Annotated in this window: 16 protein-coding genes; 1 reads left to right on the forward strand and 15 read right to left on the reverse strand. The window is 54.0% G+C overall.

Going from position 1 to position 12,669, the window contains the following annotated elements:
- Positions 1-947: 947 nt before the first annotated feature.
- The 5 genes from CPH65_RS21715 to CPH65_RS21735 form a co-directional block, all read right to left on the reverse strand.
- Positions 948-1,331 (reverse strand): hypothetical protein, encoded by a 384-nt coding sequence (locus tag CPH65_RS21715; protein ID WP_096175768.1) that lies wholly within the window; start codon positions 1,329-1,331, stop codon positions 948-950.
- Positions 1,332-2,024 (reverse strand): hypothetical protein, encoded by a 693-nt coding sequence (locus CPH65_RS21720; protein ID WP_157747845.1) that lies wholly within the window; start codon positions 2,022-2,024, stop codon positions 1,332-1,334.
- A complete protein-coding gene (locus CPH65_RS21725) occupies positions 2,024-2,320 on the reverse strand; it encodes a hypothetical protein (protein ID WP_096175770.1) in 297 nt (98 codons plus the stop codon). The genes CPH65_RS21720 and CPH65_RS21725 overlap by 1 nt, the downstream gene beginning before the upstream one ends.
- Before the next feature lie 68 nt (positions 2,321-2,388).
- The gene (locus tag CPH65_RS21730) at positions 2,389-3,189 is read right to left on the reverse strand and encodes a hypothetical protein (protein WP_096175772.1); all 801 of its coding nucleotides are present in this window, start codon (positions 3,187-3,189) and stop codon (positions 2,389-2,391) included.
- A gap of 176 nt (positions 3,190-3,365) precedes the next feature.
- Entirely contained in the window at positions 3,366-3,806 is a 441-nt protein-coding gene (locus tag CPH65_RS21735) for a D-Ala-D-Ala carboxypeptidase family metallohydrolase (protein ID WP_096175774.1), read from the reverse strand.
- 292 nt (positions 3,807-4,098) lie between these two features.
- Here CPH65_RS21735 and CPH65_RS21740 point away from each other — a divergent pair, with 292 nt between their 5' ends.
- Positions 4,099-4,305 (forward strand): hypothetical protein, encoded by a 207-nt coding sequence (locus CPH65_RS21740; RefSeq protein WP_096175775.1) that lies wholly within the window; start codon positions 4,099-4,101, stop codon positions 4,303-4,305.
- 295 nt (positions 4,306-4,600) lie between these two features.
- Here CPH65_RS21740 and CPH65_RS21745 read toward each other — a convergent pair whose 3' ends face one another.
- The 10 genes from CPH65_RS21745 to CPH65_RS21790 form a co-directional block, all read right to left on the reverse strand.
- Positions 4,601-5,161 (reverse strand): hypothetical protein, encoded by a 561-nt coding sequence (locus CPH65_RS21745; protein ID WP_096175776.1) that lies wholly within the window; start codon positions 5,159-5,161, stop codon positions 4,601-4,603.
- A gap of 47 nt (positions 5,162-5,208) precedes the next feature.
- Positions 5,209-5,460: a hypothetical protein gene (locus tag CPH65_RS21750; protein ID WP_096175778.1), complete on the reverse strand. Its 252-nt coding sequence runs from the start codon at positions 5,458-5,460 to the stop codon at positions 5,209-5,211.
- A gap of 86 nt (positions 5,461-5,546) precedes the next feature.
- On the reverse strand, positions 5,547-6,551 hold the full coding sequence (locus CPH65_RS21755) for a phage late control D family protein (RefSeq protein ID WP_096175779.1): 1,005 nt from the start codon (positions 6,549-6,551) through the stop codon (positions 5,547-5,549).
- Positions 6,551-6,778, reverse strand: coding sequence for a tail protein X (locus CPH65_RS21760; protein ID WP_096175780.1), 228 nt, complete (start codon positions 6,776-6,778; stop codon positions 6,551-6,553). The genes CPH65_RS21755 and CPH65_RS21760 overlap by 1 nt, the downstream gene beginning before the upstream one ends.
- A gap of 8 nt (positions 6,779-6,786) precedes the next feature.
- Entirely contained in the window at positions 6,787-7,224 is a 438-nt protein-coding gene (locus CPH65_RS21765; RefSeq protein ID WP_096175781.1) for a phage tail protein, read from the reverse strand.
- A 5-nt stretch (positions 7,225-7,229) separates the two neighbouring features.
- Entirely contained in the window at positions 7,230-9,329 is a 2,100-nt protein-coding gene (locus CPH65_RS21770; RefSeq protein WP_096175782.1) for a phage tail tape measure protein, read from the reverse strand.
- Positions 9,330-9,507: 178 nt separating this feature from the next.
- Positions 9,508-9,807: a phage tail assembly protein gene (locus CPH65_RS21775; protein ID WP_096175783.1), complete on the reverse strand. Its 300-nt coding sequence runs from the start codon at positions 9,805-9,807 to the stop codon at positions 9,508-9,510.
- Positions 9,808-9,894: 87 nt separating this feature from the next.
- Entirely contained in the window at positions 9,895-10,410 is a 516-nt protein-coding gene (locus CPH65_RS21780) for a phage major tail tube protein (RefSeq protein ID WP_096175784.1), read from the reverse strand.
- A gap of 12 nt (positions 10,411-10,422) precedes the next feature.
- Positions 10,423-11,673: a phage tail protein gene (locus CPH65_RS21785; protein ID WP_096175785.1), complete on the reverse strand. Its 1,251-nt coding sequence runs from the start codon at positions 11,671-11,673 to the stop codon at positions 10,423-10,425.
- A 159-nt stretch (positions 11,674-11,832) separates the two neighbouring features.
- On the reverse strand, positions 11,833-12,651 hold the full coding sequence (locus CPH65_RS21790; RefSeq protein WP_157747846.1) for a hypothetical protein: 819 nt from the start codon (positions 12,649-12,651) through the stop codon (positions 11,833-11,835).
- Positions 12,652-12,669: the final 18 nt, after the last annotated feature.

Here is a 12,669-nt window from a genome sequence, read left to right on the forward strand (position 1 = left end):
TAAACATTGAGCCCTATAAGACAGTTTCTGACAGGTGCCAAACCCTAGCTTAAGCATCTGAAAACAAAGAAAAGCCGGTATAGCTCAGTTGGTAGAGCACCTGATTTGTAATCTGATATTATCCCATATATTTCAACATCTTATATGTAAACCCTACTATTAGTGAGCTTATAAACATCAATTACTTACAATCTAATTTGTAAACCAATAATTAAATTTGCTAACTCCAAAATTCACCGCAATTACTCCCATTTTGGCTGCAAAAAACACGCGAGTAGGTCGCACACCAACAAGACCACTGAGATTTGCATGTCATGGCACATGCACTCGCAATGGTGATAATGCAATCACTTCCAACCATCAATACATAGACAAAAATGACAAGTAAGGTGAGGCTATAGGTCTGTTTGTGTTTGATGGACCCATATGAAAAACGAAGACTCACAAGATCCCGCCGACCATTGCGAAAAACTGCTGCTCGAGATCAAAGCCAATCTTGAATTTCGCTGTGAGCCAAATGGTGATCTGATCGTTTACGGTATCATCCCGCTAAAATTGCGCAAGCGCATAAGCACTATCATAGGAATTGCAATTTAGACATTTTTAGTTGCAATTGTCATTAATCACTCTCAATATAACAAACGAATAAGTTGTGTTGAGTAACGACGATGGACTATAAGTGCGCATATGAGCAAGCCCGAGCGGTCCTAGACATGATCGCCGCATCAAGCCAATCCCACCTCGACATCTGTGGAAACACAATATGTTTTATCGAGCTGGCACCCGATCAGGCAGACGTACTTTTTCAGGAGATTTCCTTCTGCGAATGTGACGAGCCGGAGGTGCAGGAATCTACTTGGCAACCAGCAGATACAGCCTCTGAACAAATACAAGTGAATATCCACACAAAAAGCCCGCCAGATCACTCCAGCGGGCCATAGTCAACATCATCTTTTCCCAAGCGGTAACCGCGGATTCTCGCTCCAAGCTTTGGCCATTTTAAGCGCGCCTTCAAGCAGGGCAATGCCTGCAAAGCCGGTTATAAATGCGGCGGATGTGCGAGGATGCTCGATCGCGATGCCTATCGTCCCGAGCAGCTTGACCATCACCGGCTCGGTGATATCGGTCAGATAGGCGGCTGTCATCAGCCCGACAGCCAGAGCACCGATAAAATAGCAGGCCGCCCGAAAGACAACCAGACACCCTTCGCCCTTCAATATCATCCGCCAGCTGACCACGATGGCCCGAGCGAGGGCACCAAAAAAGCCCGGTACAAGATCCGGGCGTGAGCTTTGAGTGAGACCCATAAGCTCCAAAAGCTTATCGGGCATTCAGTCGCGCTCCTCTTCTGGTGGCTTGGACGTTTTGCCGTCACACCACCAGGCGCCCTTGGTCAGGGCGTTTCTGTCCTCGATCAGGCCGCCATTCTTCAGTCGCGCCCCATAGATCACGGCCATGCCCTCTTTATAGAGCTTCATGGCGAGGGATTGCCAGACTACCGGATTCTTTGTGCCCTCGATCGGATAGAGCAGATCGCCAACCACCCGGCCAAAATACTTGCCGCCATGGATTTCGGTTAGAATGACGGGAGCACCCGGATGCAACAGGCCCGCTTGTCGCGGCTCGCCTTGCAGCAGGGCTTTGCACTTCTTGCTCTTGACGGCATCAGTTCCCGCTACAAAAGCGGTCGCGCGACAGCCGAGCAGATTCTCATGTGCCTTGACATCATCAGGCACTTTTCCGTCGTGCCAAAGTGGGTGCATGGTGCAGCCGGTGCCGGACTTCTCGGGCGTGTCAATGCCGGCAATGCGCACGTCGACATCTTCGACCTTGATATCAAGCCAGGGGCGCACATCGACCTCGACCGTGTCCGCATCGATCACACGGCGCACAATGGCCGGTGTTCGCTTGCCTTCCCGAAACAGGGTTTCTCGATCCTGTTTCCAACCAGCCACCGCTCCGGAAATATGCCAGAACACCAAAAGCGTCAAACCGGACGCAACAAGACGGACAAGGTGTCGCATCATTTCGATTGCCTCATGAGTTGACAGGCGGGCTGCTGGCCATTGATAGCACAGATTTGCCGCCTGAGTGTGTATAGATCCGCCGCACAGACGCGTGACGCACTGTCGATCGGCATGGCTTCAAGCTCGTCGGCCAGCCGGTCGACAAACGCCTTTTCATAGGTTTTGAGCCGTGGCACAGGCAGCGCCGCTGGTTCCGAAGATCCAGGGCGCGGGCCGTCAGAGGCGACCCTCCCGGCGCAGGCGGTCAACAATGCCATCTGGGCCATCAAGACCAGGATTATCCAGCGCTGCATCTGCCGCCCTCCCTTCTGCCTCGCGGGCGCGCTGCTCTGCATCCGCACGGTGTTTTAGATCGTCGGCCCTATCGGCCTTGCGGCGCAGGATCCATTGGTCCAGACCGGCCATAAGGAGGCGCAGGGCGAAGGTTAAAACCAGTTTCAGTGTTGACATCAGACCGAGACTCCAAGTTCATCAATTCCCGCCTGAAATTGCCCGCGATATAGGCCTCAAGCGCCTTTGGCGTCAGCCCGAAATGTTTGACCGCCTGTGGCCCCCGCTCGACGATATAGTCGGCAACAGTTTGCAAAATCTGATGACGGGTATAATAGGTTGGTGCGTGGGCGCTGACTTGCTCAAAAGCAATCTGATTGAGTTTGCTGGCGGCAATCTGCGCCAGACTTTCCCGGTGCTTTTCATCCAGCTCAACGCCGACATATTTTTTAAGCAGCTTTGCAACGATGCCCAGCAACGCCGTGAAGGCCGCAAGGATGACCGGTTCAAAAAACGGCATGATGAGATCAATCATCGGCTTGGTATCGATCGCATATGTCTCAGCCGCAAAAGCCGGACGCCCGATGGCGAGGCCGCCCGCCAGCGCCGCGCCGAACAGCAGCAAGATGCGGACTTTGCGCGGCACTTCGAGCAGCCACAAGAGAATGACTGCTGGAAATACAATCACCAGCGGCAGCAAGACCTCTGCTCGCTTGGACATCGCGAACAAGGCACAACCCAAGACCAGACCAGCACAGACCGAAGCCAACGCCGAATAGACGCCGCCAGAGGGATAGCCCGCCAACAGAGGCGAAAAATGGACGTTGGAAAAGACAATGGCCAGCCCGACCAAAAGGCCGAGCGGAACCGTCGCGAAAGATGAAATTCGCATGGGTAACTCCTATAAGACAAGGCGCGAATGCGCCGACGTCGCGAGCGCGCGCCAGTCGATTTTCGCAAGGCGAAAACGATGAGAGCGCAGACAAGAAACTCAGCGCCAGCTCATTGCAACGCAATGAGCGAGAGCGTTAGGGTGATGTGATTTTGAGGTTTACGGAGTCGAGGCGCTTAGCCGTGCCAGTCGGCGTTTTCGCCGCGCGTGTCGATATGAACGAATGTGTCATAAAGCCCTAGCCCACCGCTGAAGGCCCCGCCATCCCGCCGCCACATCAGGCGGTCATAGCAATACTGCGGGTGACGAGTGGCCGCGACAAAATCGAGTGCGGTGAAATTCATGTGTTGGCTGGCCGTTGCTTTGCTAATCACCGCGTTGTAGGCCGGTGACCGATATGCACTAATGATCCGGATCGGCTCGGCAATGTCGCGCCGCAGCCATTCCAGCTGTTTGGCGGTCTTGATAATGCTCCACCAAAGCTCGGGCGGAGGGTCGGTATTGAGGCCATAGCCGGGATGCTGCGGATTGAAATGAGCATCGCCCTTGAAAAGCATCTCGGCCGCACTGAAAAACTCAAAACCAAACCCCGCAAAGAATTGCTTAAAGCTCATCATGGCTTATTCCTTTCGGCTTTGCTTTTACTCTTGGGATTGTAGAAATAGCGGCCCCAAAGTGGGCGATCATTCGCGCTCTGGCGAAGGACTCACGTGACGGGGCGGGTGGCGGAATGCAACTAGAGCCACGCGAAAGCAATCGGGTGAGAACAGCACGCAGCCACCCTCGCCCGCGATAAAACGCCAGCGTGATCATGGATTATCTCCAACAATGTAAGGAAAACGCCGCCATTGCCAATCAGCAGCAATTGCGGTAGCAAAGTCTACGGGTAAAACCAAAAGGGGTATTCGAATGACCGATCAGCCGAGCAATCCAGAGGATCCATGGTTCAAGGTCATTACCCTGATCAACCGCGCACTTCTTCTCACCGAAGGCAACACAAATGCCGCCGTCATCAACTATCTACTGGCAATGGTAAAACAAGAGGCAGAGACCCAGCAGGAAGCCGGATCAGCTATGTTGCCGCGCCCGGAAGATAACCCGACACTGCTCAACTGATTGCGTTCGCAAAAAGACTAACTTCGATTTAGTCGTCGGTATACCGCATCATGCGGGCCAACATCGAGCAGTCTAAATCTTGTTTGATGAATTTGGAGAATGACCAATCTGTCGCTTCGGCCTGAACGAATGGTCCAACAATCGCGCAGGCCTTTGAACTTGTGCCTACGCAAACCGGGATGGTCGGGATCGGTACTTAGCTTTTTGACCGTCTCTGTCAGTCGCTTTTGCTGCTGTTGCGAAAGCTTTTTAAATGCACTGACAAACTGTTCGGTATACTCGATCTCGCAAGTCACTAATCCATCAACGCCTCTAGAAAAGAGACCGTATCCTGAGGTGAATTCGTTTTCGCGATGACCTTGTTGGTTGGATCATGTTTACCACGTAAAAACCTGACACCATCAGCATAAATCAGGATCACATCAATCTCGCGCTTGTAAAGACCCAAAACAACATCAAAATCCGCCTTTAAGTCCGACGCATGCGCAGGAGAAAGTCTTCTACATTCCTTCACAAGAGTGCTGACTTCCTTTTGGGATTTTCGATACAAAGCTACATATTTATCAGCACGATCTTCAATAATCTCAACGAGTCGATTAAGCGAGGAGATATGCTGACCAGACAACTCGTGTTCTGAGAAAGCGGTATCCAGGCTATGTAGTATCATTTGCCCGTCTCGTTCATATTTATCGAGAGACGCCCGTAAACTCGCAATCTGTTTCTGATTGGATTCCTTCATTGCAGCAAATCCAGCGTCGGCATCAAAAAACGGGCGTGTGATTGCTGGTGGATCGCCTATGCGCTGAAGCGCAGCAGCCTCCAAAAGAGCGTGATCAATGCTTACATCCATATCCATACCCGCTTTTCTAGCACATTGTTGCTTATCTGACCACTTACAAGATCTCAACTGATCAGCTTCACAGCGCTCCACATGATTTCTTTGTTGTCACCACAGGCGCGACAGCGGAACTTGTATTCAATTTCCTTCAACCGCATATACGGCGGATGATGCGCATGCATCCGCTCGGTGCTGACCACAGCCTCATGCCCGCACGGGCACTTGAGCCGCAACCATATGCCGGGCAAAAAGTCCCGCACCCGGACCTGCCATCGCGGCCCGAGGATCACAGTTTCCCATTTTTCAGATTTTTCCATTGGCCATCAGACCCGCTTGAGCAACCGGATCCGAATGTACGCCCGTTCTGTCAATCAGCACAAGAACAAAATAAGAACATAAAGGTTCACCGGCCGTCTTTGCCTGCCTTACCGTCTGGCTGTTCCAGCTGCAGAGATGTTGTTGCGCCACTCGATCGGCTGGCTTTGTGAGTGACGGAAGTCATTTTATATTGACCGTCGATACCTGCACGCGCGCCAGACAAGACAAACAACCCTTCGGCCTGTGCCTGAGGAGTGATGTCTAGCGTCGCGCTGCCGCTGCCGCCCTTCCGCTCCGCCTGCGCCTTGCGACCTTTCGCGACTTGCTGCGCATGATCTTTGTTTACGGCAAGAGCACGACCGGTCTCGATTGCTTCGGCTTTGCTCGGGCCCTGATCATACTCTGTCTCAAGGCTTTCTATCTTGCCAGTTTTCCGATCGAGATAATCAATCGCGCCGCCAGAAAAACGCGCCCGTCCGAGGTCTGGAGCGATGTCCCAAGAAATAACATTCCTGCCAACGACGCCCTGGATGGTCGGCAAACCGAGATCAAAACCCAGAGGCACCAAGACAGCATTCTTGCCGCGCGCCTTGAATGTGCCGCCCAGCTCCTTGGCCATATGCTCACCAAGCTGCAAAAAGCTTTGGCGATCATTGGCCCAATAGTCACGCTTCACGCTGGCTATATCAGGATGCACATCGATGTCGAAGCCAGCAAGCTTGGCCGCTTTCTTCAGGAAGTCCCCGGCTGTGGCGTCATCCATGTGGTATTTCTGAGGCTGCTTTGCCTTGCCGCGCAGATCAACGCCTTTGGCGGTCATAGTCAGGATGTGGCCAGAGCCCCGACCACCCGATGACCGCACGCCAGAAATCACGCCATCAAAGACCTGTGTACCCTCAAGCAGCACACGCACGGTCTCGTCATTGCGTGAGAGCCTGACCTGTCCGGCTTCGTCGTCAAATTTGAGCGAACAGGAATCGGACGTTAACCCAGCCTTGTCCGTCGTGCTGATATCCATCAAGAAGGACTTCATATCGCCGCTGCGATCAAACCCGTTGATATAGACCTTCCAGTCAACCGTCCACCCCATCACACCTCTCCGAACAAGGTGACCACCTTGGCCTGCCTGTCTGGCACAACCGGCGCATCAGGAAAGGTGACCTTGGTGCCGAGTGGCAGAACTGGCCCCAACGCGGACAGACCGGGATTGAGTGCGAGAGTCTTGCTCACCGCCCCTTGTCCGGCAAAGCCGAAGCGCCGCACCAATAATAGATCAAGCGTGATATTGTCGCCCTCGATCGTGATCGTCTCAGCCATGATGCACCTCAAACAAGTCCTTCGAACAATGACAACAGGCCATCCACGGTCTGTTGCTGGCCCGCACCTGTCTCAGGCATTTTTTTGAGCGACAGGCTGTAGCCGATCACAAAACCGACCCCTTCACGCTGCAGGTGATCATGCTTCTCGCTGATGTCGGTTAGCGCGTAAGTGCCAAGCCGCACCCCATCCCCTCGCATCACCGGCACAACTTCGCCCTTTTTGAGATAGCTCCGCAGTGTGTCGAGTTCTGAGAGCCCACCCAACTTGTAGGGCAAGAGCTTGCCCGACAGGCTCAGGCTCTCGGGCCCCTCGCCCATAAATTCTGAAGGCGGCAGCGTTCCCATCACCGCCTTCTCCGCCCATGTCGCCGTTGATGACCGCGAGAAACTGTCCGCGGGAAAGGGCTTGGTATCAACGCTAACCGCACCAATCATGAAAAGCATAATCCTTACCCCGCATATCCCAAATCGCTATGCAATCCGGCTAGCTTCTCGCGAATGCGCGCTTCGATCTGGTCAGCGATCTCATCGGCATTGGAAACACCCTGAATGACAATGTCGCCAAAGCTGACACTCGTGCCACCCTGCCCGCCCATCATGTCTTGGGTTTTACCTGCTGTGTGAACGTAACCGGAGCGATTTGGCGTGACCAGTTCAGGCCCGTACTCGCCCACCAGATAGGTCTTGCCTCCAGCGATTGGACCACCAGCGGCCTTCATGCCGTCGACAACGCTGCGCCGAGCGCGGCTTTTGTGTCCGCCATTCTTTGTTTCGATTGTGGCGCTTTCGACAATGGCGTTGCCAGCCGACCTAAACGGGTTCGCAATCGCGTTCGCAATGCCTTTCGCCCAGTCGACCAGACCATCAGTGATGGACTTCATGCCGTCCCATAAGTTCTGCATGGCTTCGGCCCCAATCTCCGACCACGAAACAGCCCCCCAAATCTCGGCCCAATTGATTTCTGGTATCCAGCCTTCCCAGGTAAACGCCCCGAGAATTCTGTCCCAATCGATAGAGGGCAGATATTTATCCCACCCCAGCGGCTTGATCAGCAGGTTCCAGAGAAGCTCGCCAGCAAGTGCAGCCCAACCAATAACCGGGATGAACCGCAAGCCCCAGCGCAACACGGGAATCAACAGGCGCCACGATAGCTTCGGCACCCAGCTCGCCCACTTCAAAGCAGTCACAAACCCGCTCCATGCCAGCTTCGGCACCCAGCTCGCCCACTTTAGCACCGGCATGAACCCGCTCCACGCCAGTTTCGGAACCGAGCCGACCCGGGTCACCGCGCCGAGAAGCGACAGCAGGCCGCCCTTCCCGAACAGGAAAGCGAAGCGAAGCCCGGTAGCCGCCACATTCAGCCCGATCAGCGCAGCCGCCAGCCCCACGACCCAGCCCGTCACTTCGGGGTTTGCCGCGGCGAATTGCCCAACAGCTTCGAGAAACGGAGTTATCGCCTGTCCAACCGCAATGAGCGCAGGCAGCAAGGCATCGCCAAGGGCAATAGAAACGGTATTCATCTGATTTTGCAATTGCTGTAGTTGCTTGGCTGGCTCGGACGCCTGCTTGCCAAACGCCTCGTTGACAGCATTAGTCCCAGTGCGCATGTCATCTAGTGTTTCGGTGAATTTCTTGTTCTGTGCACCTGTCAATCCAATAACAGCGTTCACGGCCTCGGCTGAGCCAAACAGCGCTTGCATAGCTGCATCGTCGCCATGCAAGACCTCTCGAATGCGCTTGAATGCACCGACCATACCGCCGCTCTTGGAAACGAGCTCTTTGAAGTTTTTGACGCCCAGTTCTTTAAAGATGGCTGAGGTTTGCTTCGTGTCGCGGGTCAAGCCCACGACAGCCGCCCGAATCTGAGTATAGGCCTGAGCTGCTGGCATGCCCGTCGTTGTCAGCGCGGCGACAGACGCGAGAAACTCGTCATTTTGCACGCCGGCGTTTGACATGGTCCCGGCAACAGCACCAAAGCCTTGAGACAATTGGCTAATTGTTGTTTTTCCGTTTTTGACGGCCTTGAAGATCACATCAAAAAGCCGGACCTGTTCCTCTCCTTCGAGATTGAAGGCATTTATTGCAGACGTCGCCAAATCCAACGCCTGACTTGTGGAGCCAAGACCAGCAACACCAAGCTGTGCGGCCCGGTCAAGAATATCCATTTGCCGGCTCGCGGGAATACCGGCAGAGCGGATGTCGTACAAGCCTGCCGTTAGCTCGGCATAGGCTACAGGCACGCGCTTCCCAAGCTCAAGCACCTCCTTTTTCATCTTGCCCATCGACTCAGTGGACGTATCCACTAGGGTCGATACATTGGCCATGGCCTCGTTGAATTCCATCGCCGACCGAATGGGGGAGCCTATGGCATGCGCCAGCGCATAGCCCATGCCGGCAGCTCCAATCATACGCCCACGCATCTCTGAGAGCTTGCGATTGTTCGCGGCCTGCGCGAGCTGCAACTGATCCATAGTCGCGGCCACTTTGCGAGCAGGGCCACTAACCCGATCGACAAGCGAAAGGATCAGCTGGGACGTTAAAACACCCATGACAGCACCTATTAAGAGAGTTTAGGGAAAGGTCATTTCCGCTGCTCGGCAGCAAGGACGCGACCAAGCGCGCGGGTATCGGCGAGAAACTCGTCGATATCCATGTCCTTCACTTCGTTAAGAGGCGTTCCCGATTGACGAGCAAACCCCACAAGGGCATCACGCCAGGAAACAGCCGCTATTCCGCGCTGTTCTGGAGCGCTTCCATCGCCGCCGCGCCAATCTTTCCCATCAGGGGCTCTGCTGCCTTTGCGAGCTTCTGGAAGTCTTCAAGATCCAGCTCCTCAATTACGGCGACATCAACATCTGCGAGAGCGGCAAAAAGAGCGATGCCGGCGCGCGCCTGACTTTCGGTATCTTCCGCAACGAGGCTATCCTTGGCTTTCATGCGGCGAAAAGTAAGACTGGAGATAGTCTTGCCTTCATGCTCGATCGGGTAATCAAGTTCAACGGTTACGGTTTTCGGGCCCTTGCTCATGGCGCAGTCCTTTCAAATAAAGAACCCCGCTCAGATCAGTAATCTGGCGGGGTCAAGTTTCGGGAAGAGGATTTTTATGCGGCTCGGTCAGATACCCAGCGCGCGGTTGACGCTGGCCATGATCGACTTGCCGTTAAACCGGATTTCGCGCTCTTCGACGTCCATATAGAAAAGCTCGTTCCCATCGAACACGAATTCGTAATGGGTGACCTCCTGGAACACATGGCTGAATTTGAGCATTTCGCCCGATGCCATTTCATCCGGTTCCCATTCGGAGACGATGCCCTCGATAATTGCTCGCGCCGGCACGAACACGCCATTGCGCTTTTTGAAAGCGCCCGCGAACGTCCAGACATCGCTCTCGCCCATGCCCGCGAATACATCCGTGTCAGGGCCATTGGTGCCGAATTTTGGCTCGGGAGCCTCGGCTTGGGGCATGACCCAGTTGACATCGGCAACGCCGCCGCCTGCACTGGCGGTTGCGTTCTTGAGCTTGAGAGGCGGGATGGCGACCGATGCTGTAATATTGGCACGGGATAGATTGGGCTTGGACGCCCGACGCACATCATCGGCCACATAAGTATATTGGTTCTGTTGCTGCATGACGCGCTCCTGTTATGCGGTCTGGTTAAGGCGGGCAAGAATGTCTTCAACGAGCCCCTCAACGGCCGGGCGATAACGCCGGATGTCGTGATTGGCCAGCTTGAAGACTGGGCAAGGTTCAATGCCGATATCGACCTTGAGCGTGCCAAGGCGGATTTGTTCAGCGCTGTTCTGGCTTGCCTTGAACATGCTGGCCGCTGGCGTGTAACCAAGAATGTCGTCCGCAGCCTTGTGATCGCGCAGCATGAAAGCGACCGAGTTAATCCAGTTCTCGACCAGAGAAGCCGTGATCTTCTTGCCCAGAAACTCGGTCGTGATTTTAATCATCTTGACCGTAAGATAGTCCGTACCCCGAACTTGATGGATTTGCTCCCACAGCTCGCCGGTCTGGGCATTATCCGTGCCTATAAAGACATAGCCACCATCGGCCACCGCACCATCAACTCCGGTTTCTCCCTCGACCACAATCGAGACATTGGCCGCCAGCATCTGTTGGCCCTCGGTTGAGCCATCCAGCAAGGAGAAAGGAATTTTCCGGCTCGTGCCAATGATTCCGAAGATCGGGCGATTGGCGAACGGGTCGAAGGGCTTGCCTTCATTTTCGTTGTCAACGCGCACCATCAGACCAGCCACATAAGGCGACAATGGCCGTTCGACCACCTCACCGTCCTTGTAGACCTTGGCCGCAATGCCAATAGGCAGGATCCGCTCCGATGTCATTTTCTCACGCGCAGAGATAGAGCTCGCCGCATCGGTGTCATCCACATCAACAGGAGCCACCGCCAGGGTCTTGCCAAGATTCGCCTCAAGCGCTGCCACAACAGGACTAGCCAACAAGGTGCCAGGGTTTTCTGGATCCTCCGGCTGCCATGCAGTTCGTCCGGCAAGGACGATACGAGGCGTTGAATTGACCTTGGCAGGGATCGAGGTGATATCATTGATGACCGCCACAATATCGGTTACCGTCGCAGCCGTATCAGCCCCTTCGGCCACACGCACCACCGTGACATCAGCCGCCGCATTTAGGCTATTAAGCTGGGCATTTATGCCAGCCACATAGTCAGCCAGCAATCCGGTGCCAAGTTTGGATGTGTAAGTGGTATCACCGGTCGAGAACCGCACCTCGCTTCCGACCGGGAATGTCACCGCATCTGCATCTTCTGATGTCTCGATGATCAGAATTTTGGAAAAGTCAGCACCGATCACCGGGACCGGATCATCAGCGGGTCGCGAGAATTGCATCCCGAATACTGGCGCCGTCATGGCATATCTCCTAGTAGGCAAGGCGCGAAAGCGCCGAAGTCGATAGCCAGCGCCAGCTCATTGCACCGCAATGAGCGAGAGCGACCATCATTAAAAATCCCGCTCACGGCAGCCGTGGCGGGTGGTTCGGTTTTGATTGTGGGATTGACTATCCGGCGTTTACTCGGTCTTCTCAGCCTCATGAAAACGGCCAAGGTTATTGACAACAAAGTAGAGCTTTGCCTCATCGGCATGCCACTGCCGATAAAAGTCAACAGCAGCTTTGACCGTTGTATCTTTCAACAAGTCTGGTCCAAGTGCTTCTGCAATTGTGTCAGGCTCGCGCGGGGCATCCTTGCCAAGCAAATGCAACACCAGTTGATTAAATTGTTCTTTTTCGAGCCTCTCAGTTTTTTCGACAGCCTTCAAAACCATCGACTGGATGATCCTGCCAGCGATATTTGGATCATCAAATTTGGCAAAATCAGATGCCTCTTTTTTGTCAAAGCCGAGTTCTTTGAGACGCTCAGCCAACATTTTTCTGACCCGGTCATTCTGAGAGAGCAAACCTCCACCAAGCACGCCGCGCGACCTATTTCCGATATCGATAGCAATCTCTGCCAAGAGCTGAGCCAAAGCCTTGGCCTGCGCAGCATCCTTGGCAACAGCTTCCAGTTTAAATTGAAGATCAAGTCCCAAACCAGATAGCTTCATTTGCGAAAACTTTGTTCGAAATGTCAACACAGCTCCTACCGTTGCCCCAGCTAGAAAGCCTAAGCCGATGGTGACTGAGCTTGGCAAAAGATACTTCATTAAAACTGCGCCACCAGCTGCGCCGCCGAACATAAGCACAGCGCCCCTTAGATCATCCAACAAGTTTGCGTATGCTTTTTTCATATCCGACCAGAACCAATCCGATGGCAAATGAAGGATTGCTATCAGCTCCATCTTGGTTGGAAAGTCGTGTAGAGTCGATAGGTCTACTTCTGGTTTAGACATAAGAAGCATTCCTTACAA

The organism is Cohaesibacter sp. ES.047, assembly GCF_900215505.1.
Taxonomy (GTDB): Bacteria; Pseudomonadota; Alphaproteobacteria; order Rhizobiales; family Cohaesibacteraceae; genus Cohaesibacter.

Bases quoted from the DNA above. Each gene is read 5' to 3' on its own strand.
- CPH65_RS21715 (WP_096175768.1), bottom strand. From the start codon at position 1,331: ATGCCCGATAAGCTTTTGGAGCTTATGGGTCTCACTCAAAGCTCACGC.
- CPH65_RS21720 (WP_157747845.1), bottom strand. From the start codon at position 2,024: ATGCGACACCTTGTCCGTCTTGTTGCGTCCGGTTTGACGCTTTTGGTG.
- CPH65_RS21725 (WP_096175770.1), bottom strand. From the start codon at position 2,320: ATGCAGCGCTGGATAATCCTGGTCTTGATGGCCCAGATGGCATTGTTG.
- CPH65_RS21730 (WP_096175772.1), bottom strand. From the start codon at position 3,189: ATGCGAATTTCATCTTTCGCGACGGTTCCGCTCGGCCTTTTGGTCGGG.
- CPH65_RS21735 (WP_096175774.1), bottom strand. From the start codon at position 3,806: ATGATGAGCTTTAAGCAATTCTTTGCGGGGTTTGGTTTTGAGTTTTTC.
- CPH65_RS21740 (WP_096175775.1), top strand. From the start codon at position 4,099: ATGACCGATCAGCCGAGCAATCCAGAGGATCCATGGTTCAAGGTCATT.
- CPH65_RS21745 (WP_096175776.1), bottom strand. From the start codon at position 5,161: ATGGATATGGATGTAAGCATTGATCACGCTCTTTTGGAGGCTGCTGCG.
- CPH65_RS21750 (WP_096175778.1), bottom strand. From the start codon at position 5,460: ATGGAAAAATCTGAAAAATGGGAAACTGTGATCCTCGGGCCGCGATGG.
- CPH65_RS21755 (WP_096175779.1), bottom strand. From the start codon at position 6,551: ATGGGGTGGACGGTTGACTGGAAGGTCTATATCAACGGGTTTGATCGC.
- CPH65_RS21760 (WP_096175780.1), bottom strand. From the start codon at position 6,778: ATGGCTGAGACGATCACGATCGAGGGCGACAATATCACGCTTGATCTA.
- CPH65_RS21765 (WP_096175781.1), bottom strand. From the start codon at position 7,224: ATGCTTTTCATGATTGGTGCGGTTAGCGTTGATACCAAGCCCTTTCCC.
- CPH65_RS21770 (WP_096175782.1), bottom strand. From the start codon at position 9,329: ATGGGTGTTTTAACGTCCCAGCTGATCCTTTCGCTTGTCGATCGGGTT.
- CPH65_RS21775 (WP_096175783.1), bottom strand. From the start codon at position 9,807: ATGAGCAAGGGCCCGAAAACCGTAACCGTTGAACTTGATTACCCGATC.
- CPH65_RS21780 (WP_096175784.1), bottom strand. From the start codon at position 10,410: ATGCAGCAACAGAACCAATATACTTATGTGGCCGATGATGTGCGTCGG.
- CPH65_RS21785 (WP_096175785.1), bottom strand. From the start codon at position 11,673: ATGACGGCGCCAGTATTCGGGATGCAATTCTCGCGACCCGCTGATGAT.
- CPH65_RS21790 (WP_157747846.1), bottom strand. From the start codon at position 12,651: ATGTCTAAACCAGAAGTAGACCTATCGACTCTACACGACTTTCCAACC.